Genomic DNA, 20,799 nt, shown 5'->3' with positions numbered 1-20,799 from the left:
GGAAGCGCTTACGCCGCGAGAACGGCCTTCGCCGTTTCGACGACGTGCTCCACCGTGAAGCCGAAGTACTTGAAGAGCACGCCGGCCGGCGCCGATTCACCGAACGAGTCGATGCCGACCACGCCGCCTTCCAGGCCCACGTACTTGCGCCAGAAATCCGTCACGCCCGCTTCGATCGCCACGCGCGCGACGCCCTTCGGCAGCACGCGCTCGCGATACTCGGCGTCCTGCTTGTCGAAGACATTCGTGCAGGGCATCGACACGACGCGCGCGCCGATGCCGTCCTTCGCGAGCGCCTCGACCGCCTGCATCGCGAGCTGCACTTCGGAGCCGGTCGCGATCAGGATGATCTTGCGCGCGGGGATGTCGTCGTTCCAGTCGCGCAGCACGTAGCCGCCCTTCGCGATGTTGGCGATCTGGATGTCGTTGCGCGGCGAGTATTGCAGGTTCTGGCGGCTGAAGATCAGCGTCGACGGGCCTTGATGCTCGATGGCATGCGTCCACGCGACAGCCGTTTCGACCGTATCCGCCGGACGCCACGTCTGCAGATGCGGAATCAGGCGCAGGCTGGACACGTGTTCGACCGACTGGTGCGTCGGGCCGTCTTCGCCGAGGCCGATGGAATCGTGCGTGAACACGAAGATCGAACGCGACTTCATCAGCGCCGCGACGCGCAGCGCGTTGCGGCTGTAGTCGGAGAACGTGAGGAACGTGCCGCCGAACGGACGGAAGCCGCCATGCAGCGCGAGACCGTTGATGGCCGCGCTCATGCCGAACTCGCGCACGCCGTAGTTGATGTGATTGCCCCACTGGATGCCCGCGTGGTTCACGTTGCCGTTTTCGGCATCGCCCGCGGCGCGCACGGCTTTGGACGCCTTCCAGTTGGTGAGATTGGAACCGGTCAGGTCGGCGGAACCGCCGAGCAGTTCAGGCAACGCGGCGGCGAGACCTTCGATGGCCTGCTGCGATGCCTTGCGCGTCGCCACGGTTTCGGCGCGCTGATTCGCGTCCTCGATGATCTTCGCCGCGCTCTCTTTCCAGTTCGCGGGCAGTTCGCCCTTCATGCGGCGCGTGAACTCGTCCGCTTCCTTCGCATATTTCGCGCGATAAGCCGCGAACGCCGTGTTCCACTCGCCTTCGGCGCGCTTGCCCTCTTCCTTGCCATCCCACGCCGCATAGACTTCCTGCGGAATCACGAACGGCTCATACGCCCAGCCGATTGCCGCGCGCGTCGCCGCGATCTCGTCGCCGCCGAGCGGGGCGCCGTGTGCATCGTGACCGCCCGCCTTCGTCGGCGCGCCCTTGCCGATGACCGTGCGGCAGCAGATGAGCGTGGGCTTGTCCGATTGCTTGGCCTGAGCGATGGCCGCATCGACCGCGTCGACATCATGACCGTTCACGCCGCGAATCACGTTCCAGCCGTAGGCTTCGAAGCGCTTCGGCGTGTCGTCGTGAAACCAGTGCTCGACGTGGCCGTCGATGGAAATGCCGTTGTCGTCGTAGAGCGCGATCAGCTTGTTGAGCTTGAGCGTGCCCGCGAGCGAACAGGCTTCGTGCGAGATGCCTTCCATCAGGCAGCCGTCGCCGAGGAACACATACGTATGGTGATCGACGATTCTCGCGTCGGCCTTGTTGAACTCCGCGGCGAGCAGCGCTTCGGCGAGCGCCATGCCGACCGCGTTGCCGACGCCCTGACCGAGCGGGCCGGTGGTCGTTTCGACGCCCGGCGTGATGCCCACTTCCGGATGCCCCGGCGTCTTCGAATGAAGCTGGCGGAAGTTCTTCAGCTCGCTCATCGGCAGGTCGTAGCCGGTGAGGTGCAGCAGCGCGTAAAGCAGCATGGAGCCGTGACCGTTCGACAACACGAAACGATCGCGGTCGAACCAGTGCGGATTCGACGGATTGTGCTTCAGATGCCGCGACCACAGCGCGACGCCAATTTCGGCCATGCCCATCGGCATGCCGGGATGACCGGAGTTGGCTTGTTGAACGGCGTCCATGGCGAGCGCGCGGATTGCGTTGGCCATGAGGGCGGTCGGGCTGGAAGTCGGGATCGTCATGTCGGATTTCGGCGGCTACGGGAGCGTTGAGGCTGGTGCTGAAATGATCCACGGTGCTTCTTGCCGCAACGTGCAAACCAGTGCTTCGCACTGCACGCCGGACCCGCGGCACACCACGTTTTCAGGACCGGAACGACGAGAAACGACGAGGATCGGGAGGCGGTCATTCTAACAGACCGGTCCGATTGACACGCGTGCGATACCGCCCCGAACGTGCGGCTCCCGGCGTTTCGCGGGCATGTTCCGTGCGCCGGCGAGCGCGCGCGGCACTTCATCCCGTGGCCGCCTGTGACCGCGTGCCGCGACCGGTCGCGGCCTCATGGCAAAATGCCCATCACCCGAATGAGCAAGAGGCTTCAAGGAGTGCTTTCGATGACCGACCCACGCCCCGCCGACGTTCCCTGGCTGACGCCCTACCTGACCGTGCGCGATGCGCGCGTGAGCATTGCGTTCTACGAGAAGGCGCTCGGCTTCGCGGTGCGCGACAGCGTGAATGACGACGGCACGGTCATCCATGTCGAGATGACGTATCGCGGGCAGTTGATTCTGATGTTCGCGCCAGAGGGCGCTTACGGATCACAGGCGCGCACGCCGAAGAGCGCCGGGCAGATGGCGCCGCAGTCGTTCTATCTGTATGTCGACGATGTCGACGCCACGTTCGCGCACGCGCTCGCGGTCGGCGCCAAGGCGCTCATCGAACCGCAGGATCAGTTCTGGGGCGACCGCTTCGCCCAAATTGAAGATCCGGACGGCTATCGCTGGGCCATCGCCCGGCATCTGCGCTAGGTCTCACGGTCACGCATCCATGCCACGCTTTTTTGTCGACGGCCCGCTCGCGGCGGGCGAAACGCTTTCCCTTCCCGACGACGTCGTCCGCCACGTTCAGGTGCTGCGCCTCGCTCCCGGCGACGCGATCACGCTCTTCGACGGCGCGGGCGGCGAATATCACGGCGCGCTCGTCGATATCGGCAAGCGCGCGGTGCTCGCGCGCATCGACGCGCACAGCGAGCGCGAAGCCGAGCCGCCCTATCGCGTGACGCTGGCGCAGGGCGTCGCCGGCGGCGACAAGATGGACTGGCTCATCGAGAAAACGGTGGAACTGGGCGTCGGCGAGATCGTGCCGCTGATCGCCGAGCGCGGCGTCGTGCGGCTTGCGGGCGAGCGCGCGCTGCGGCGTCAGGCGCACTGGCAGGCGCTCGTGCGCGCGGCATGCGAGCAATGCGGACGTAATCGCGTGCCGGAAGTCGCCGCGCCGCGCGACCTGAGCGCGTGGCTCGCGCAACTGCCGGACGCATCGGATGACGAGTTGCGGCTGTTGCTGTCGCCGCGCGCCGACGTCGCGTTCGACGCGCTGCCCGCCACGCCTCCGCGCGGTCGCGTCACATTGGTCATCGGTCCGGAAGCGGGCTTTTCGCCGAAGGAGGAAGGCGAGATCGTCGCGGCGGGATTCTCGGCGCTCGGCCTCGGACCGCGCGTGTTGCGCACGGAGACGGCGGGAATCGCGGTGCTGGCGGCGCTGGCCGCGCGCTGGGGCGGATGGTGAAGGCGGGAATCGCGCGCTAAACGAAAACAGCCCGATGACGTGTCATCGGGCTGTCTGCTTTACGATCTGCTGGCTGTTGCTGATCAAACGAACGAATAAAAAACGCGGAACGCGACGCGCCGCTCGGCCCAGAACTCGGCGGCATCACGGAAAACGTCGAGCAGCGTCTCGCGCCCTTCTTTGTCGAACTTCTGCGCGATCGGCAATTGTTCGAGCACGATCACGAAACCCGGCTGAGAACCGGCCTTCTGGACGAGATCGGTGAGGCAATCGTAGAGCGCGTCGTAGTTCTTGCCGAAGTGCTTCGGAAACAGGAACGACAACGCGATCGTCTCCAGCACTTCCTGTTTGCTCTGCGCCTGGCCCAGATACGCATACAGAAAATGCTGGCCGAGGCGGTTGGCTTCGTCGGCAAGTTCCTGCACGCGAAACGCGCGGATGGACTGCACGATGTTGGGCCGCACCGTCGCGAAAAGAGACTCCGACTCGTCCTGCGCATGGGACGCCGCGTCGGGACTCCCGTTCGGCTCGTCGTCGGGTCTGTTGTCGTGTTCTGTCATGCGTAGCCGCAATACTCGCTGGAACAGGTTGCCATCGCCGGTGGCGAAAAGATCACTCGCGACGCCGTGGTCGTGCGCGTAGATGTTGTCGCTCATGCCGTTAATCCCTAGTTATCCCGCAATGCGTTTAAAACTGGCGTAATGGTCGTCCGAATAGAAGCAATCGCCGATCTGCCGCTTCGGTCCGCCGCACACGATCCGGCGCGCGCCCCGATCCCGCGCGCGCGGCGTGGGGACTGTGTATTCGTGGTAGTAGCCGCGTGGATGCTGCGGCAGCAAACGTTCGCGATTGCCGAACACGACGCCGTCCTTCTCGTAACGGAAAGGGCCGCCCGCTTCTATCAGTCTGAGCGTCTGCACAGCCTGCTTCGGCAACTGCGCGACGGCGACCGTGCCGAGCGTATCGTCCCGCGTCTGCCGGACAGCGGCCGGCGACTGGCCGACGCCCGGCTGCGCGAGCGGTTCATCCGGCTTGCGCGCTACGGCGTTCGCCTCGCTGACCGACGCCGCGTTCGCCACCGCAGGCGCGTCGCTGCGCGATTCGTCCTTGCCGCAGCCGCCCAGAACGACGCTCAATACGACGATGCAGGCGAGTGCCGATGCACGCTTCACGAAACGTTTGTCCCCGCGTTGACCCAGAAGATCCGTCGACCCTGAAAGATGTAAGGGTATCGCTAATGACAGGGCGAAGCAACGTTGGCCGGGAATTCGGAAATTATTTCCTCCTCCCGCGCCATTGAACTGGCGATCCTTGAGAAAAAGCAACCGGATTTAGCCGAAATCTGAGCGATTTTTATCGCGTGAAAGATAATAATTGGTCCGCAGGGTTTGGAACCGCTGGGCAAGCCGCCTCACTTGTCGCCAGTTTCACGGAATGCGCTCCATTGCCGGACACCCTGCACCTTCCGGGAAGCAGCAAATTCCCCTTGCTCTTGCCCCAAGGCGTGCCGTGCTTCACGGCACGCTTTTTTTTGCCCGAAAAAAAGGCGGCAGGATGTTCTTGCCGCCTTCTTATTCGCTACTCCGAAGCCCGCGTCAACGCGCAGCCGTGGCGTCCGCCACCAGCAGCGCCGTCATGTTGACAATGCGCCGCACCGTCGCCGACGCCGTGAGCACATGGACGGGCTTCGCCGCGCCCAGCAGAATCGGCCCGATCGCGATGTTGTTGCCCGCCGCCGTCTTCAGCAGGTTGTACGAGATGTTGGCCGCGTCGATGTTCGGCAGCACGAGCAAGTTCGCATCGCCTTCGAGCGTCGACTCGGGCAGCACTTCGCGGCGCAGACGCGCATCGAGCGCGACGTCGCCGTGCATTTCGCCGTCCACGTCGAGATCGGGCGCGCGCTCCTTGAGAATCGCGAGCGCGTCGCGCATCTTCTGCGCGGTCGGTGCGTTGCTCGTGCCGAAGTTCGAATGCGACAACAGCGCGATCTTCGGCACGATGCCGAAGCGCTTCACTTCTTCCGCCGCGAGGATCGTGATTTCGGCAAGCTGCTCGGGCGTCGGATCGACGTTCACGTGCGTATCGACGATAAAAATCTGGCGGCCCGGCAGCACGAGCGCGTTCATCGCCGCGTACACGTTGCAGCCGTCCTTCTTGCCGATCACCTGATCGATGAAATGCAGATGGCGATGCGTCGTGCTCACCGTGCCGCAGATCATGCCGTCCGCTTCGCCCTTCTTGACGAGCATCGAGCCGATCAGCGTCGTGCGGCGGCGCATTTCGAGCTTGGCCATTTGCTGGCTGATGCCCTTGCGCGCCATCATCGCGTGATACGTCTGCCAGAAGTCGCGGTAACGCTCGTCGTGGTCGGTGTCGACGACGGTGAAATCGACGCCCGGCGTGAGGCGCAGGCCGAACTTCGTGATGCGCTGGGCAATGACCGCCGGCCGGCCGATGAGAATGGGCTTGGCGATCTTTTCATCGACGGCGATCTGCACCGCGCGCAGCACGCGCTCCTCCTCGCCTTCCGCGAACACGATGCGCTTTTTCTCCGGCTCCACGCTGCGCGCGAGCTGAAAGACGGGCTTCATCGTCGTGCCGCTGTGATACACGAACTGCTGCAAGTGCTGCTCGTAGGCGTCCATGTCTTCGATCGGACGCGTCGCGACGCCGGAATCCATCGCGGCCTTCGCCACCGCCGGCGCGATCTTCACGATGAGACGCGGATCGAACGGCTTCGGAATCAGATATTCCGGCCCGAAGGACAAGTCCTGAATGCCATACGCCGTCGCGACGATGTCGCTCTGCTCCTGACGCGCCAGTTCCGCGATCGCGTTCACGGCGGCGATTTCCATTTCCTTCGTGATGGTGGTCGCGCCCGCATCGAGCGCGCCTCGGAAGATGAACGGAAAGCACAGAACGTTGTTGACCTGATTCGGATAATCCGTGCGACCGGTGGCGATCACCGCGTCCGGGCGCACTTCGAGCGCGAGCTCCGGCAGGATTTCGGGCGTCGGATTGGCGAGCGCGAGAATCAGCGGCTTCGTGCCCATCTGCTTGACCATGTCCTGCTTGAGCACGCCGCCGGCCGACAGGCCGAGGAACACGTCGGCGCCTTCGATCACTTCCGCGAGCGTGCGCGCGCTGGTTTCGCGGGCGAAGCGCTCCTTGTCCGGGTCCATCAGTTCGACGCGGCCCTTGTAGACCACACCGGCCAAATCCGTCACGTAAATGTTCTCGAGCTTCATGCCGAGATCGACGAGAAGATCCAGACACGCGAGCGCCGCCGCGCCCGCGCCGGAGGCGACGAGCTTCACTTCGCCGATGTCCTTGCCGACGACCTTCAGGCCGTTGGTGACCGCCGCCGCCACGACGATGGCCGTGCCGTGCTGATCGTCGTGAAAGACGGGAATCTTCATGCGCTTGCGCGATTCCCGCTCGACGATGAAGCAGTCCGGCGCCTTGATGTCTTCTAGGTTGATGCCGCCGAAGGTCGGTTCGAGCGCGGCGATCACGTCCACGAGCTTATGCGGATCGGTCTCGTTGAGCTCGATATCGAACACGTCGATGCCGGCGAACTTCTTGAAGAGCACCGCCTTGCCTTCCATGACCGGCTTCGACGCGAGCGGTCCGATGTTGCCGAGACCGAGCACGGCCGTGCCGTTCGTCACCACGCCCACCAGGTTGCTGCGCGCGGTGAAGCGCGCGGCGTTCAGCGGATCGGCGACGATCTCCTCGCACGCGAACGCCACGCCGGGCGAATACGCGAGCGCGAGGTCGCGCTGGTTGATCATCTGCTTGGTCGGGGCGATCGCGATTTTGCCGGGCGTCGGAAACTCGTGATAATCGAGCGCGGCTTCGCGCAACTTCGTATTGGCGGGAGTCGTCATAAGGCGGGCTAGCGGTGCGGGAATTAGAATGGAAGTTCGAACGCATTGTAGCGCCATTCAAGCCCCGCTTCGGCCTGCAGTGCATGCAATTCAGCTACAAGTGCCGTGACCGGAAAACGTCTGATGTCCCGGTCGGGCAAGGCTTGCGGCGCTTCGCCGATTTTTTTCGAGACGCGCGGCGGTTGCGCGCACCACGCGAATGAGCACGTTCGCGCCGCCTCCGGTTTTCTTCTTGCAGCGCACCATGATTCCGCTTTTCCGACGATGCTTTCCGAGTTTTCACTGATCGATCGATACTTCGCGCGCCGTGCGAAAGCGCCGTCGCCGAGACAGGGCGACGCGCCGCTCGGCATCGGCGACGACTGCGCGCTGATCGCCCCGCCCGCCGGCCATCAACTGGCGATTTCAACCGACATGCTGGTCGCGGGCCGCCACTTCTTCGCCGACGTCGACGCACGCGCGCTCGGCCACAAGGCGCTCGCCGTCAATCTGTCCGATCTCGCCGCGATGGGCGCGAAGCCGCACGCATTCACGCTCGCGCTCGCCTTGCCGCACGCCGACGAAGCGTGGCTCGAAGCGTTCAGCGACGGCATGTTCGCGCTTGCCGAACGCTTCGACTGCGCGCTCGTCGGCGGCGATACGACGAGCGGCCCGCTCAACATCTGCATCACCGTTTTCGGCGATGTCGCGCATGCATCGGCGCTGCGCCGCGATGCAGCGAAACCCGGCGACGACATCTACGTTTCCGGCACGCTCGGCGATGCGCGCGCGGGCCTCGGCGTCATGCGCGGCGAATGGCGCGCGCCCGACGAAGCGGCATCCGCATGGAAACGCGCGCTGGAGAAGCCAGAACCGCGCGTGGCGCTCGGCCTCGCGCTCGGCGGCGTCGCGCACGCGGCGCTCGATATCTCCGACGGTCTCGCCGGCGATCTCATGCACATTCTCAGGCGCTCGGCGGTATCCGCAACCGTCGATGCCGACGCCGTGCCCTGCTCCGACGCCGTGCGCGCGCTTCCCGAAGCCGCGCGCCGCCAGTGCGCGCTCGCGGGCGGCGACGACTACGAACTCTGCTTCACCGCGCCGCGGAACGCGCGAGACTCGATTGCGCGCATCGGCGAACGCGTCGGCGTGGCGCTGACGCGCATCGGTACAATCGAATCCGGTGCGCCCGGCATCGCATGGCGCGACGGCTCGGGCGCAGCGCTTTCCCTGACGTTGCAAGGCTTCGACCACTTCCATGCAGACTGATCCCGCCGTCGCGAACGAGGTTTCGCCACGTCCAAAGCCGCGCAAGGCAAGCGCGCGCTTCATGCTCACGCATCCGTTGCACATTCTTTCGCTCGGCTTCGGCAGCGGGCTTTCTCCCGTCGCGCCCGGCACCGTCGGCACGCTTTTCGCGTGGGCGTCGTTCGTTTCGCTGAACCGTCATCTGACGGTCGCGCAATGGGGCGCGCTGCTCGTCGTGGGCTTCATCGCGGGATGCTGGTTTTGCGGCTTCACCGCGAAGAAGATGGGCGTTGCGGACCCGTCGGCGGTAGTGTGGGACGAGATCGTCGCGTTCTGGCTCGTGCTGCTTTTCGTGACGCCCGCGACGTTCACCGGGCAACTGTGGGCGTTCATCGTGTTTCGCTTCTTCGACATGGTGAAGCCGCCGCCCATCCGCTATTTCGACCGCCATCTGAAAGGCGGCTTCGGCATCATGTTCGACGATCTCGTCGCCGCGTTCTTCACCCTGCTCGTGATCGCGCTGTGGCGCACGAGCGTCTGACGTTTGACCCTTTCGTCTGCGAGACAACGCCATGCCAACCGATACCGTCGTTCATCAACTCGCGATCCGCGCCGGCAACAAGCTGCGCGACGAACGGCTGATGCTCGCCACCGCCGAATCGTGCACCGGCGGCATGGTCGCAGCGGCGATCACGGATATTTCGGGCAGCAGCGCGTGGTTCGAGCGCGGCTTCGTCACGTATTCGAATCTGGCGAAGACGGAGATGATCGGCGTGCCGGCCGCGCTGATCGAGCAGCACGGCGCGGTGAGCGAACCGGTCGCGAAAGCGATGGCCGAAGGCGCGCTGCGCAACAGCCGCGCGCAGGTCTCGGTGTCGATCACCGGCGTCGCCGGTCCCGCGGGCGGCAGCGAGGCGAAGCCCGTCGGCACGGTCTGTTTTGCGTGGAGCAACCGCCTGCATACCGCGATCGAGACGCAGCACTTCAAGGGCGATCGCGAGCAGGTTCGCACGCAGGCCGCGGCGCACGCGCTCAGGCAATTGCTGGAGTTCCTGGAAGAGCGCGAGCGGTAAGCCCGCGCCCCTGACGCGGCCTAGCGATACGCGTTGATCGTATCGCGCGTCTTTTTCGCGGCTTGTGCTGCCGCGTCCGCGTAGTCATCGCCCTTGCCCGCGTAGATGATCGCGCGCGACGAATTGATGAGCATGCCGTTGCCGTTCGCGGTGCGCCCCGCGCGCACGGTCGCTTCGACATCGCCGCCTTGCGCGCCGATGCCCGGAATCAAGAGCGGCATGTCCCCGACGATGCCCCGCACCGCTTCGATTTCCTTCGGAAACGTCGCGCCGACGACGAGACCGAGCTGGCCCTTGTCGTTCCACTTTTCGGCGGCCAGACGCGCGACGGTCTGATACAGCGGAGCGCCATCGGACGTCGTGAGGAATTGCAAATCGGAGCCGCCTGCATTCGACGTGCGGCACAGCACGATCACGCCTTTGCCCTCATGCGCGAGATACGGCTCGATGGAATCGAAACCCATGTACGGATTCACCGTCACGGCGTCGGCCCGATAGCGCTCGAACGCTTCCTTCGCGTATTGCTCCGCCGTGCTGCCGATATCGCCGCGCTTCGCATCGAGAATCACCGGAATGCCGGCGTGCTTCTCGTGGATATGCGCGATCAGCGCTTCGAGCTGATCTTCCGCGCGATGCGCCGCGAAATAGGCGATCTGCGGCTTGAATGACGACGCATACGGCGCGGTCGCATCGGCGATGGTCTTGCAGAATTCGAAGATCGCGTCGGCGCGGCCGTTGAGCGCGCCCGGAAACTTCGACGGCTCGGGATCGAGACCGACGCAGAGGAGCGATTGCGTGCGCGACCACGCGGCGTTGAGCGATTGAATGAAGGACATGGGAGAAGTCGGTGAAAAGCGGTGCCACGCATTTTAACGTGCGTGGCACCGCTTCTTTTCGATTCAGCGGGCGAGCGCGGCGCGCCCGCGCGCTTTCGATCCCGCCCGCGTGCGCGGCCTCGCGCGCCGCGCCGCCTCGCCGGTACGCTCCACGGTGAAGCGGAATTCGCGCGCGAGCCGCTCGCCGGGCGCGAGCACCGTCATGCCGTTCGCCTCGCCGCCGCCCGGCAGATTCACCGCGTTGATCGGATGATCGACCGGCTCGAAGCAGAAGAAGTCCTCGCCGGGCGGCGCGTAGAGCACGTAGTAGTCGGTGTCGGCGGCGATGGTGAGAGAAAGGCGACGCTTCGGCCAGAGCACGCTCGTGCGTCCGCTCCAGCCGGTGAACGCGTTGTTCACCATTTCCGACGGCATCGGGTACGCGACGCCGAACTGCCATGCGGGCGGCGCGGGCACGTGCCGGACGGGGAGCCAGTCGTCGCCGCAAAGCCAGAGGCCGCCCGCCGCCGCGGAAAGCTCGGTGTCCGCCTCGCGCATGAGGAACGGATGCAGGCCGAGACCGAACGGCAGCGCGTCGTCGCCGGTGTTCTCCACGTCGAGCGCGACGGTGAGCGTGGCGTCGTCGAGCGCGTAGGTTTGCGTGGCGCGAAACGAATACGGCTTGCCGTCGCTGCGATCGAGCGCGAGCCGCACGCGCGCCGCGCTCTCTTCCTCGACGTCCCACGCGCCGAGCCAGCCGTCGCCGTGCAGCGGCAACGGCTCGTCGGGGCGATTGCGCGGCACGTCCACCGCGCGTCCGGAAAATCGAAAGTGCCCGTTGCCGATGCGGTTCGAATACGGCAGCAGCGGATAGCACGCAAGCTGATTCGGGTCCGTGCCGGGGCCGGGTTCGGCGCATGGCCGGAAGATCGGCACGAGCGCGCCTTCGTGACGCCAGTCGAAGCGCGTGATGCCGCCGCCGAGCGCGGGCGCCACTTCGAGCCGCAGATGCGCGTTCGCGAGCGTGATGCAGCCTTCGACCTGCGCGCCTCCGATCGCGACGACCGCCGTGCCAGGACCGGGCCGTATCGGCGGCTCGGCGGCGGCCGCGAGCCGCGAGCGGCGCGCATTCGCCTGCGCCGTGGACGTCGATGCAAGATTCACCGTTTGCTCACTGCGCGCAACAGTCATGGCTCGTGCTCCATCCAGAGGCGAGATCACCCGGCGCAACCGGGGCTTTGGCGGACGGCGCGTCGTCGCCGCGCGCCGCATCCTTTGTCATGCGCGGCGCTTGCCCGCGAAAACCGGTTCGGCGATGCCGCGCACGCCCGGCTGAGCCGTGTAGATGCCGCCCGCGTGCGGGTCGGTCTTGAGCGCGTCGTCGTCGAGGCCGTTGCGCGCGGTCGTCACGAAAAGCGTATCGAGTGCGCCGCCGCCGGACACATCGCCCGACAGACTACCGAACGCCACGCAACTCGGCTGCGCGCTCGGCACTTCGATGCGCGCGGTTTCGCGGCCATCGGGCGCGTATCGCACGATGCGAGCGCCGCCCCACTGCGCGTTCCACAGCGCGCCGTCGGCATCGACGGTCGAACCATCGGGCGCGCCGGTGTCATCGGTCAGTTCCACGAACAGGCGGTCGTTCGCGAAGCTCGGGTAATCGCATGCGCGGATACGGCGCGTCGGCGTGTCGCAGTAGTACATCGTCGCCCCGTCCGGGCTGAACGCGGTGCTGTTGTTGATCGCGAACTTGCCGAGCGGCAGGCGTTCGAGCGACAAATCCGCATTCAGCCGATAAAACGCGCCGAGCGGCTCCGCATCGTCGACATCGTGCTTCGTGCCGAACACGAAGCGCCCTTCGCGGTCGCAGCGGCCATCGTTCAGGCGTGTCGGCAGATCGGCTTCGACTTCCGCGATGGTTTCGATCGCGCCCGTCGAGAACTCGAAGAACGCCAGCCGCGACGCGAGCCCGAGCAGCGCGAAACCGGGATCGGCGCAAAGCGCGAAGCATGCGAGACGCTCGGGCATGTCGAACGATTCCGTCGATCCGTCGCGCGGGTCGTAGCGCAAGAAGCGCTTGCCTTCGATGTCCGTCCAGTAGAAGCGGCCGCTCGTCGCGCACCACGTCGCGCCTTCGCCGAGCGCGCATCGGCTGTCGATCAAAAGCTGCGCCGGGATTCGGTTCGTCGTGTTCATCACGCCCATCCTCCGTCCACGATCATGTCCTGCGCCGTCATCATGCGGCTGTCGTCCGACGCCAGAAAAAGCGCCGCGCGCGCGAGATGCTCGGGCAGCAATTCGCCGTCGATGCACTGCCCTTCCTTGATCGCGCGCTTGCCCGCTTCGTCGAGCCAGAGGCGCTTTTGCTTTTCCGTCATCACCCAGCCGGGCACGAGCGAATTCACGCGGATGCCGAACTTGCCGAGATCGCGCGCGAGGCCGCGCGTCATGCCCTGCACCGCCGATTTCGCCGTCACGTACACGGGAAAGCCGCCGTTCTTCAGCATCCAGCTGACCGAGCCGAGATTGATGATCGAGCCGCCGCCCAGTTGCTTCATGTCTTCGATGACCGCCTGCGCCGCGAAGAACTGATGGCGGATATTGACCGCGATGCCCGCGTCGTAGGATTCGGGCGTCACGGATTCGATCGAATGGCGCTGGTCGTTGGCTGCGTTGTTGACGAGCACGCCGATGGGACCGAGCGCCGCGCGCACATCCGCGATGCCCTGGCGCAGCGCCGCGATGTCGGTGAGATCGACGCGCAGAAACGTGGGCGGCTGCCCGCCCTTGCGAAGATCCACGCCGAGCCGCTTCGCGAGCGCTTCGCCCGCGTTGGCGTCGATGTCGAAGAACGCGACCTTCGCGCCCTGATCGTAGAAATGCTCGACGAAGGCCGCGCCGATGCCGGTCGCGCCGCCGGTGATGAGCACGGTCTTGCCGGCGAGACTCGGATAACGCGCGAGAGTGCTGTCGATTGCCATATCGTTCAAAGGTTAGTCGCGCGAACCGCGGTTCTTCAACTGGTCGAGAAGCACCGCCGCGAGCAGGATCGCGCCGCGCACGAGGTATTGATAGAACGCGTCGATGTTCATGAGGTTCATCACGTTCTCGACGGTTCCCATGATGAGCACGCCGATCACGACGCCCGAAATCGTCGCGCGGCCGCCCAGCAGCGACACGCCGCCGAGCACGCACGCCGAGATCACGTTCAGCTCGAAGCCTTCGGCGGCATTCGGCTGACCCGACGTGATGCGCGAGGCGAGAATCACGCCCGCGAGCGCCGTCACCGCGCCCTGAATCAGGAAGATCCACACGCGCGTGCGCTCGACGTTGATGCCCGCGAGCCGCGATGCTTCCGGATTGCCGCCGATGGCGAGCGTATTGCGTCCGTAGACCGTCTGGTTCAGCAGCACGCCGAAGATGATGAAGCACACGAGCGTGACCCAGATCGGCAGCGAAATGCCGAGCATCGTAAGGCCGCCGAGCGCGATGAACGTATCCGACGACACGCCGACCGCCTGCCCGTGCGACACGATGAAGCCGAGCCCGCGCACGACTTCCATCGTCGCGAGCGTGGTGATGAGCGCGTTGATGCGCAGATACGCGATCACCGCGCCGTTCACGAAGCCGATGACCGAGCCGGCCGCCACCGCCGCGATGATCGCGATGAACGTGTTGTTCGTCGCGTTCAGCACCATCGCGCAGAGCACGCCCGCGAACGCGATGGTCGAGCCGACCGACAAGTCGAAATCGCGCGAGGCGAGGCAGAACATCATCGTGCAGGCGACCATGCCGATCTGCGAGATCGACAGCGCGAGGCCGAGCATGTTCTCGATGGAGAAGAAGTGATCGACCGTGAGCGACATCGTCACGAACATCACGATGAAGATCACGATCAGGCTGTATTCGGTGATCTGCTGCCACCACTTCTGCTTGTCGTTCTTTTGCGGGATCAGCGCGTTCGCGACCGTTTCGCTTGCCTGTCCCACGATGTTTTCTCTGGCTTCCATTGTCTCGCTCCTTCTCATGCAGCTTTCGCTGTCGTGTCCGCCTGCGGCAGCGCCAGACTCAACACTGATTGTTCGTTCGCCTGTCCGCGCGGCAGTTCGCCCGCAATGCGCCCCTGCCGCATCACGACGATGCGGTCGGACACGCCCAGCACTTCCGGCAGTTCCGACGAGATCATCACGATCGCGCAGCCGCGCTCGGCGAGTTGGTAGATCACGTTATAGATTTCGTGCTTGGCGCCCACGTCGATGCCGCGCGTCGGCTCGTCGAGAATCACGACTTTCAAATCCGGCTCCGCGAGCCAGCGCGACAGAATCGCCTTCTGCTGATTGCCGCCCGACAGAAAGCGGATGCGCTGCCTGCGGCTCGGCGTCTTGATCTTCAGAAGCTGGATGAAGCGGTCCGCCGTCTGCGCTTCCTTCTTGCGGTCGAGGAACAACCCCGCGCGCAAAAAGTGACGCCGGCACGAGATGTTGATGTTCTCCGCGACCGTCGCCATCGCGACGATGCCTTCTTCCTTGCGATCTTCCGGACATAGCACGATGCCGTGGCGAATCGCCTCGCCGGTGCTGCGCACCTTGATCGGCTGGCCGTCGAGCACGATCTCGCCGTCCTTCTTCTTGTCCGCGCCGTAGACGAGATGCATCAGTTCGCTGCGCCCCGCGCCGACGAGCCCGAAGAACCCGACGATCTCGCCGCGCCGCACTTCGAAATTCGCGGGCGCGGAAAGCGCATCGCCCTGAACGTTTTTGACGGCGAAGCGCACGTCGCCGAGCGCGCGCGGCCGATAGCCGTAGATATCGCTGATTTCGCGGCCCACCATCTCCTGCACGAGCCTGTCGCGCGGCACTTGCGCGAGGTGCGTGTGCGACGCGATCTTGCGGCCGTCGCGAAAGATCGTGCACGCGTCGCACAGCTCGTAAATCTCGTCCATGCGATGCGAGATGTAGATGATCGCGCGCCTGTCCGCCTTCAGGTCGCGCACGAGCTTGAACAGCACTTCGGTTTCGCGATGCGACAGCGATGAAGTCGGTTCGTCGAGCGCGATCACGCGCGCATTGCGCAACAGCGCCTTGCAGATTTCCACCATCTGCCGCTGCGCGATGGAGAGCTTGCGCAGCTTCGCGTTCGGATCGAGATCGACGCCCATCGCGGCGAGCCGCTCGCGCACGTGCTTCTTCGCCGCGCTCTTGTTCACCCAGCCGAGCCGGTTCGGGAGCGCCCCGAGCAGCAGGTTCTCGGACACGGTCAGGTCCGGCACGTACTGCAATTCCTGGTGAATCACCGCGATGCCCGACCCAATCGAAGCCGCGGCGCTTCCGAAATGCACTTCCTTTTCGTCGATGAGCACGCGCCCCGAATCGGGCTGATACTCGCCGCCGAGAATCTTGAGCAAGGTCGATTTACCCGCGCCGTTCTCGCCCATCAAACCGTGAACTTCGCCGGCATTGACGTCGAACGACACGCCGTCGAGCGCGCGCACGCCTGGGAACACCTTGCCGATATTGTCAAAACGCAGCGTCGCTGACACATCGCCTCCTTGGTTGCCAATGCGCGGGCCGCGTCGTCGAACGAGCGGCCCGCAATGCTTTAGTTCGACGCGAGGCCCATCTGCTGACGCACCGACGACACGTTCTCACGCGTAGCCAGCATGCCGGTCGTGAGCGTGAGCGGCGGCGGCGCCTTGCCGTCCTTGATCCACGCGTACATCAGTTCGGACGTTTCCTCGCCGTGGCGCTTCGGGCTGATGATGACCGTGCCGAAGAAGCCCGTCGGCTGCGGCTTCTTAAACTCGTTCAACGCCGAGTCCGATCCGCCGATGCCGATGCCGATCATGTTGTCCGCCTTGAAGCCGCGGCCTTCCGCTGCGCGCACCGCGCCGAGCACGCCTTCGTCGTTGAGCGCGTAGGCCACCCAGTGCTTGAACTGCGGATTCTTCGTGAGCGCGATGTTCGCCGCGTTGAACGCGTTCTCGGTGTCGGTCTTCGCTTGCGGCGCCGCGATGATGTTCGCCTTCGGGAAGCCGGCGGCGACGAGCGCGTCGGTCGCGCCGCTCGTGCGGTCGTGCGCGGTCGGCAATTGCTCGTAAGTGACGTCGATGGCGCCGACATCCTTCATGTCCCAGCCGCGCTTCTTGATCTCGGCGGCGATGCCGTCGCCGACCTGCTTGCCGATGTTGTACGCCGAGATGCCCATGTGCGGCACGGCTTCGATCGGCTTGCCCGAACCGTCGACGAGGCGGTCATCGACGGTCATCATCTTGAGCTTGTCGGCCTTCGCCTTCGCGACGATGCCCGGTCCGAGCTTCACGTCCGGCGTGCAGATGATGAAGCCCTGCGCCTTCTGCGCGGCGAGGTTGTCGATCGCGCTCATCACCTTTTCGCCCGACGGCGCGCCGATCTTCACGAGCGTGAAGCCCTTCTCCTTCGCGGCCATTTCCGCGAACTTCCATTCGTCCTGGAACCACGGCTCTTCCGGCTGCTTCACGAGGAAGCCGATCTTGACTTCGTCGGCGGCCTGCGCGACAGGCGCGGCGATCATCGTGGCGCTCGTTGCCGTGGCAGCGGCGATCAGCGTGAGGAACAGTCTGCGTTTCATCTTGTGTCTCCTGACTTTTTCCGTTGTCTCAAAAAATGCCCGCGCGCGGGCGCTTCAAGGATGCGTGTGGCCGTGTCTGTGTTTGTGTTGCTGCCGCACCGCGGCCAGTGCGTCATTTCTCCGATTCTTTTCCGCTCAGTCGTGATACAGCGCCGAACGCCCGCCATCCACGGTGATGCAGCTCGCGTTGATGAACGGCGCCTCGTCCGATGCGAGGAACACGGCCGTCATCGCGACTTCCTTCGGCTGGCCGATGCGCTTCATCGGCTGAAGATCGAGCGTCGCCTGGCGGGCGGCGTTCGAGTCGGGCTGCGCGTCCCACCAGTCGAGCGTCAACTGCGTTTCGATGTATCCCGGCGCGATGGCATTGACGCGCACGTTGTTCGGCGCGTACTCGATGCCGAGCGCGCGCGTGAGCCCGATCACGCCGTGCTTGGCCACCGGATACGGAAAGCAGCCCGGAATGATCTTGAACGCATGCGTCGAAGCGATATTCACGATGCTTCCGCGCCCGCGCTCCACCATGCCCGGCAGCACCGCGCGGCAGCCGTTCCACACGCCGTCGAGATCGACGGCGAAGCAGCGCCGCCAGTCGTCGTCGGTCATCGTGAGCGGATCGCAGAACACGTTGATGCCGGCGTTGTTCACGAGCACGTCGAGCGGGCCGAACTGCGCCTCGGTTTGCGCGAGCGCGTCTTTCACCGATGCGCCTTGCGTCACGTCCGTTTCGACTGCGAGCACGCGCGCGCCTTCGATCTGCGCCGCGATGCGTTCGGCCGTCGCGCGGGCCGTATCGATGTCGAGTTCCGCCAGCGCGACCGCCGCGCCTTCGCGCGCGAACGCGAGCGCGATCGCCGCGCCGATGCCGCGCCCCGCGCCCGTGACCATCGCGGTCTTGCCGGCGAGCCGGGTCATCGCTTTTCACCTTTGGCGATGGAAAGACCGTGGATGAACGCCTTCGCATGCGACGCCGTCGCGCTCACGCTTTGGCCCGGCTTGTACAGCGCCGAGCCGAGGCCGAAGCCGTTCGCGCCCGCGGTCAGAAACGGCCCCATGTTGTCCGGCGCGATTCCGCCGACCGGCACGAGCGGCACTTCCTTCGCGATGACCGCGCGCCATGCCTTCACCACCGTCGGGCCGAGTTGCTCGGCGGGAAACATTTTCAGCACGTCCGCGCCGTTCTTCAGCGCGAGAAAACCCTCGTTCGGCGTGGCGACGCCCGGCGCGCACGCGAGTCCGTGGGCCTTCGCCACGCGCACGACATCGCCGTCGCTGTGCGGCATCACGACGAGTTCGCCGCCCGCGTCCTTCACGCTGTCCACGTAGCTCGGATGCAGCACGGTGCCCGCCCCGACGATCGCGTCGTCCGGCAACGCCTGACGGATCGCGGCGATGCTGTCGAACGGCTGCGGCGAATTGAGCGGCACCTCGACGATGCGAAAGCCCGCTTCGTAGAGCGCGCGGCCGTGTTCGGCGGCATCGGCGGGCGTGACGCCGCGCAGGATCGCGATCAGCGGACACTGCGCGAACGCCTTCGCGAGACCGGCGTGCATCGCGTAGGGCGCGGGCAGATTGATGGAAGGCTGCATCGTATGCTCCTTTGAGTCCTGCATCAGGGCGCGCGCGTGGGCGTTGGCACGAGCCCGGCGAGCGCGGCGATTCGGTAAAGGCCATTTTCGGTGGCGTGCGCGACGGTCTGGGCGTCGTTGCATCCGAAGCGCGCGAGCGCGGCGCGATAGCGGTCGCACAGCGCATCGTTGCCGATGAGCCGCAGTGTCCGGCCAGCGAGCGACGACTGGTCGCGCGCAAGCACTTCGTTAAGACCGCGCAGTTCGTGGCCGATCAGAAGCCCCGACAGATAATCCGGCTGCTGCGCGGGCGCGAGCTGTCCGGTGAGTCCGAGCGTGCGCGTGCTGAAGATCGTCGCGAGCACGCCGGGATGACCCGCGTCGCGCGCGGTATCGACGCCGCGAACGAACGCGGCGGCATCGGAGGCGGCGTCCTGCTGCATCGTGCGGCCGAGAATGGTGTGATCGCGCAGCGCGCCGAACACTTCGCCCGTCATGAACGTATAGAAACGCTCGATGCGTCCCGCTTCGACGGCCGCCCATTTCGCGTGCGTCCCCGGCAGCCCGATCAGCGCGCCGCCCTTCGCGGACAGCGACGCATCGCTCGCGAGCGCGCCGACGATCTGCGTTTCCTCGCCGCGCATCACGTTCGGCAGCAGGCCGCGTTCGAGCACGCCCGGCACGACGCGCACGTCCAAACCGCGCGCCGTCCGCACGCTGACGATGCCCGCGACGAGCGCGTTCGCATCGGCGGGGGCGTCGACGTAAGGCGCTTCGATCCATCCTTGCGCGCTGCCGACCATGCCCGCCGCGATGACCGGCAAGTGCGAATGCGCGTCGAGCCACGCGCCGCAGGTTTCCTCGAACGCTTGATCGAAGCCGCCCGCCGGCAGCTTCATGATGCCCGCCGACGAAGCGCGCGTGTCGAGCGCCGCGCCGTCGCGGGCGAGCAGATAAGCGCGCAGCGAAGTCGTGCCCCAGTCGAGCGCGATGAGAGCAGGCGTGGTCATCGCTTGATCCGGCGATTGGCTTGCGGCGGGCGCCAGCCGAGGTCCTCGGAGATCGAGCGCGCTTCGCGCTGCACGACCGGAATGAGTTCTTCCATGCGCTCGTCGGGCATGTAGGGAATCGTGCTCGCCACCGAAAGCGCCGCGACGATCGCGCCGGACGCGTCGCGCACGGGCGCGGCCACGCAGCGGATCGACGCCTCGTTTTCTTCGAGATCGAATGTGTAGCCGCCCTGCGAATAGCGCGTCATGCGCTGCACGAACGTATCGATATCCGGGCGATGATCCGGCCTGAAACTCGTGCGGGCGAGCGCGCGATGCGACGCGTCGAGCAGCTTCTTCCACGCGTTCGCTTCGAGGTCGAGCATCATCGCCTTGCCGATGCCGGTCGACGCGAGCGGCATGCGGTGGCCGACGCGCGAGCGCATCTCCAGCCCGCGCGTCCCGGGAATTTTGTCGATGTAGAGCACGTCGTCGCCGTCGCGCACGCCAAGATGAATGGTGTCGTGCGTGCGATGCGCGAGCGCCTGCAGATGCGGACGCGCCACCGCCGTGAGCGGCATCTGTTCGAGCGCGATGGTGCCGAGTTCGATCAGCTTCGGCCCGAGCAGATAGCCGCCCTGCACTTGCCGCAGATAGCGCGCCTGAACGAGCGAACTGACGAGCCGGTGCGTCGTGCTGCGCGTCGTGCCGAGCGCCGCGCTGAACGAGCGCAGATCGCGCGCGCCGGCTGCGGCCGCTTCGAGAACCGCGAGTCCGCGCAGGAGCGTCTGCGTGCCGGCCTGCTGCGGCGTGACATCGACGAGCGCGCTCGGCAGCGCGATGGCATCACGCTCGCGGCGGAGGTCGGCGGCGCCGTTCGCCTTCGCGGACGCGGGCTTGCCTGCGGTGTCCGTGTCGGCGTGCTGGAGTTTGGTCATGTCGATCGTTCCTCGATGAACACGACGCGCTTCAAACAGACGGCGAAAGGTGGCGCGCGGATGATGCGCGCGGCGCGAAGCCCGAGCGCG

General features: G+C 65.7%; 20 protein-coding genes. 5 read left to right on the top strand and 15 right to left on the bottom strand.

Annotation, left to right across the window (positions count from 1 at the left end; genetic code table 11):
• Positions 1-8 precede the first annotated feature (8 nt).
• Positions 9-2,060: a transketolase gene (gene tkt, locus LDZ27_RS02735; RefSeq protein ID WP_244815215.1), complete on the bottom strand. Its 2,052-nt coding sequence runs from the start codon at positions 2,058-2,060 to the stop codon at positions 9-11.
• A gap of 372 nt (positions 2,061-2,432) precedes the next feature.
• Here tkt and LDZ27_RS02730 point away from each other — a divergent pair, with 372 nt between their 5' ends.
• A complete protein-coding gene (locus LDZ27_RS02730; protein WP_244815214.1) occupies positions 2,433-2,846 on the top strand; it encodes a glyoxalase/bleomycin resistance/extradiol dioxygenase family protein in 414 nt (137 codons plus the stop codon).
• A 19-nt stretch (positions 2,847-2,865) separates the two neighbouring features.
• On the top strand, positions 2,866-3,603 hold the full coding sequence (locus LDZ27_RS02725) for a 16S rRNA (uracil(1498)-N(3))-methyltransferase (RefSeq protein ID WP_244815213.1): 738 nt from the start codon (positions 2,866-2,868) through the stop codon (positions 3,601-3,603).
• An 83-nt stretch (positions 3,604-3,686) separates the two neighbouring features.
• Here the strand turns inward: LDZ27_RS02725 and LDZ27_RS02720 are convergent, their stop codons facing one another.
• From LDZ27_RS02720 to LDZ27_RS02710, 3 genes are all read right to left on the bottom strand, one after another.
• Positions 3,687-4,259: a barstar family protein gene (locus LDZ27_RS02720; protein WP_244815212.1), complete on the bottom strand. Its 573-nt coding sequence runs from the start codon at positions 4,257-4,259 to the stop codon at positions 3,687-3,689.
• Between the two features lie 15 nt (positions 4,260-4,274).
• Positions 4,275-4,775: a ribonuclease gene (locus LDZ27_RS02715; RefSeq protein ID WP_244815211.1), complete on the bottom strand. Its 501-nt coding sequence runs from the start codon at positions 4,773-4,775 to the stop codon at positions 4,275-4,277.
• 423 nt (positions 4,776-5,198) lie between these two features.
• Positions 5,199-7,493, bottom strand: a complete 2,295-nt coding sequence (locus LDZ27_RS02710) for an NADP-dependent malic enzyme (protein WP_244815210.1) — start codon at positions 7,491-7,493, stop codon at positions 5,199-5,201.
• A 264-nt stretch (positions 7,494-7,757) separates the two neighbouring features.
• Between LDZ27_RS02710 and thiL the strand changes: the two genes are divergently transcribed.
• Genes thiL through LDZ27_RS02695 form a run of 3 tightly spaced genes read left to right on the top strand, consistent with a single transcriptional unit; the run spans position 7,758 to position 9,793 of the window.
• Positions 7,758-8,741, top strand: coding sequence for a thiamine-phosphate kinase (gene thiL, locus LDZ27_RS02705; RefSeq protein WP_244815209.1), 984 nt, complete (start codon positions 7,758-7,760; stop codon positions 8,739-8,741).
• Positions 8,731-9,261: a phosphatidylglycerophosphatase A gene (locus tag LDZ27_RS02700; protein WP_244815208.1), complete on the top strand. Its 531-nt coding sequence runs from the start codon at positions 8,731-8,733 to the stop codon at positions 9,259-9,261. The genes thiL and LDZ27_RS02700 overlap by 11 nt, the downstream gene beginning before the upstream one ends.
• Before the next feature lie 31 nt (positions 9,262-9,292).
• Positions 9,293-9,793, top strand: coding sequence for a CinA family protein (locus tag LDZ27_RS02695; RefSeq protein WP_244815207.1), 501 nt, complete (start codon positions 9,293-9,295; stop codon positions 9,791-9,793).
• 20 nt (positions 9,794-9,813) lie between these two features.
• Here the strand turns inward: LDZ27_RS02695 and pyrF are convergent, their stop codons facing one another.
• From pyrF to LDZ27_RS02640, 11 genes are all read right to left on the bottom strand, one after another.
• Complete coding sequence (gene pyrF / locus LDZ27_RS02690) at positions 9,814-10,629, bottom strand: orotidine-5'-phosphate decarboxylase (protein WP_244815206.1); 816 nt, start codon at positions 10,627-10,629, stop codon at positions 9,814-9,816.
• Between the two features lie 63 nt (positions 10,630-10,692).
• The gene (locus tag LDZ27_RS02685) at positions 10,693-11,799 is read right to left on the bottom strand and encodes an aldose 1-epimerase (protein WP_244815205.1); all 1,107 of its coding nucleotides are present in this window, start codon (positions 11,797-11,799) and stop codon (positions 10,693-10,695) included.
• 87 nt (positions 11,800-11,886) lie between these two features.
• Positions 11,887-12,813 carry an SMP-30/gluconolactonase/LRE family protein gene (locus LDZ27_RS02680; protein ID WP_244815204.1) on the bottom strand — a complete coding sequence of 309 codons (927 nt, stop codon included), beginning with the start codon at positions 12,811-12,813 and terminating at the stop codon, positions 11,887-11,889.
• Complete coding sequence (locus LDZ27_RS02675) at positions 12,804-13,589, bottom strand: SDR family NAD(P)-dependent oxidoreductase (protein WP_244815203.1); 786 nt, start codon at positions 13,587-13,589, stop codon at positions 12,804-12,806. Before LDZ27_RS02675 ends, LDZ27_RS02680 begins: the two co-directional genes overlap by 10 nt.
• Before the next feature lie 12 nt (positions 13,590-13,601).
• A complete protein-coding gene (gene araH, locus LDZ27_RS02670) occupies positions 13,602-14,618 on the bottom strand; it encodes an L-arabinose ABC transporter permease AraH (protein WP_244815202.1) in 1,017 nt (338 codons plus the stop codon).
• Between the two features lie 14 nt (positions 14,619-14,632).
• The gene (gene araG, locus LDZ27_RS02665; protein ID WP_244815201.1) at positions 14,633-16,147 is read right to left on the bottom strand and encodes an L-arabinose ABC transporter ATP-binding protein AraG; all 1,515 of its coding nucleotides are present in this window, start codon (positions 16,145-16,147) and stop codon (positions 14,633-14,635) included.
• Between the two features lie 59 nt (positions 16,148-16,206).
• Positions 16,207-17,214, bottom strand: a complete 1,008-nt coding sequence (locus LDZ27_RS02660; protein ID WP_244815200.1) for an arabinose ABC transporter substrate-binding protein — start codon at positions 17,212-17,214, stop codon at positions 16,207-16,209.
• 135 nt (positions 17,215-17,349) lie between these two features.
• Positions 17,350-18,129 (bottom strand): SDR family oxidoreductase, encoded by a 780-nt coding sequence (locus LDZ27_RS02655; protein ID WP_244815199.1) that lies wholly within the window; start codon positions 18,127-18,129, stop codon positions 17,350-17,352.
• Positions 18,126-18,803, bottom strand: coding sequence for a 2-dehydro-3-deoxy-6-phosphogalactonate aldolase (locus LDZ27_RS02650; protein WP_244815198.1), 678 nt, complete (start codon positions 18,801-18,803; stop codon positions 18,126-18,128). The genes LDZ27_RS02655 and LDZ27_RS02650 overlap by 4 nt, the downstream gene beginning before the upstream one ends.
• 23 nt (positions 18,804-18,826) lie before the next feature.
• The gene (locus LDZ27_RS02645) at positions 18,827-19,792 is read right to left on the bottom strand and encodes a 2-dehydro-3-deoxygalactonokinase (protein ID WP_244815197.1); all 966 of its coding nucleotides are present in this window, start codon (positions 19,790-19,792) and stop codon (positions 18,827-18,829) included.
• On the bottom strand, positions 19,789-20,709 hold the full coding sequence (locus tag LDZ27_RS02640) for an IclR family transcriptional regulator (protein WP_244815196.1): 921 nt from the start codon (positions 20,707-20,709) through the stop codon (positions 19,789-19,791). The genes LDZ27_RS02645 and LDZ27_RS02640 overlap by 4 nt, the downstream gene beginning before the upstream one ends.
• Positions 20,710-20,799 lie beyond the last annotated feature (90 nt).

The organism is Caballeronia sp. Lep1P3 (assembly GCF_022879595.1).
GTDB lineage: Bacteria > Pseudomonadota > Gammaproteobacteria > Burkholderiales > Burkholderiaceae > Caballeronia.
Note: the sequence above shows the minus strand (reverse complement) of the source record. Positions and strands in the feature narration are given on the sequence as shown.

Coding starts and splice junctions, on each gene's coding strand:
- LDZ27_RS02725 (WP_244815213.1), top strand. CDS start 2,866: ATGCCACGCTTTTTTGTCGACGGCCCGCTCGCGGCGGGCGAAACGCTT.
- LDZ27_RS02645 (WP_244815197.1), bottom strand. CDS start 19,792: ATGACCACGCCTGCTCTCATCGCGCTCGACTGGGGCACGACTTCGCTG.
- LDZ27_RS02720 (WP_244815212.1), bottom strand. CDS start 4,259: ATGAGCGACAACATCTACGCGCACGACCACGGCGTCGCGAGTGATCTT.
- tkt (WP_244815215.1), bottom strand. CDS start 2,060: ATGACGATCCCGACTTCCAGCCCGACCGCCCTCATGGCCAACGCAATC.
- LDZ27_RS02700 (WP_244815208.1), top strand. CDS start 8,731: ATGCAGACTGATCCCGCCGTCGCGAACGAGGTTTCGCCACGTCCAAAG.
- LDZ27_RS02650 (WP_244815198.1), bottom strand. CDS start 18,803: ATGCAGCCTTCCATCAATCTGCCCGCGCCCTACGCGATGCACGCCGGT.
- LDZ27_RS02730 (WP_244815214.1), top strand. CDS start 2,433: ATGACCGACCCACGCCCCGCCGACGTTCCCTGGCTGACGCCCTACCTG.
- LDZ27_RS02640 (WP_244815196.1), bottom strand. CDS start 20,709: ATGACCAAACTCCAGCACGCCGACACGGACACCGCAGGCAAGCCCGCG.
- thiL (WP_244815209.1), top strand. CDS start 7,758: ATGCTTTCCGAGTTTTCACTGATCGATCGATACTTCGCGCGCCGTGCG.
- araH (WP_244815202.1), bottom strand. CDS start 14,618: ATGGAAGCCAGAGAAAACATCGTGGGACAGGCAAGCGAAACGGTCGCG.
- LDZ27_RS02660 (WP_244815200.1), bottom strand. CDS start 17,214: ATGAAACGCAGACTGTTCCTCACGCTGATCGCCGCTGCCACGGCAACG.
- LDZ27_RS02675 (WP_244815203.1), bottom strand. CDS start 13,589: ATGGCAATCGACAGCACTCTCGCGCGTTATCCGAGTCTCGCCGGCAAG.
- LDZ27_RS02685 (WP_244815205.1), bottom strand. CDS start 11,799: ATGACTGTTGCGCGCAGTGAGCAAACGGTGAATCTTGCATCGACGTCC.
- LDZ27_RS02695 (WP_244815207.1), top strand. CDS start 9,293: ATGCCAACCGATACCGTCGTTCATCAACTCGCGATCCGCGCCGGCAAC.
- LDZ27_RS02655 (WP_244815199.1), bottom strand. CDS start 18,129: ATGACCCGGCTCGCCGGCAAGACCGCGATGGTCACGGGCGCGGGGCGC.
- LDZ27_RS02680 (WP_244815204.1), bottom strand. CDS start 12,813: ATGGGCGTGATGAACACGACGAACCGAATCCCGGCGCAGCTTTTGATC.
- LDZ27_RS02710 (WP_244815210.1), bottom strand. CDS start 7,493: ATGACGACTCCCGCCAATACGAAGTTGCGCGAAGCCGCGCTCGATTAT.
- pyrF (WP_244815206.1), bottom strand. CDS start 10,629: ATGTCCTTCATTCAATCGCTCAACGCCGCGTGGTCGCGCACGCAATCG.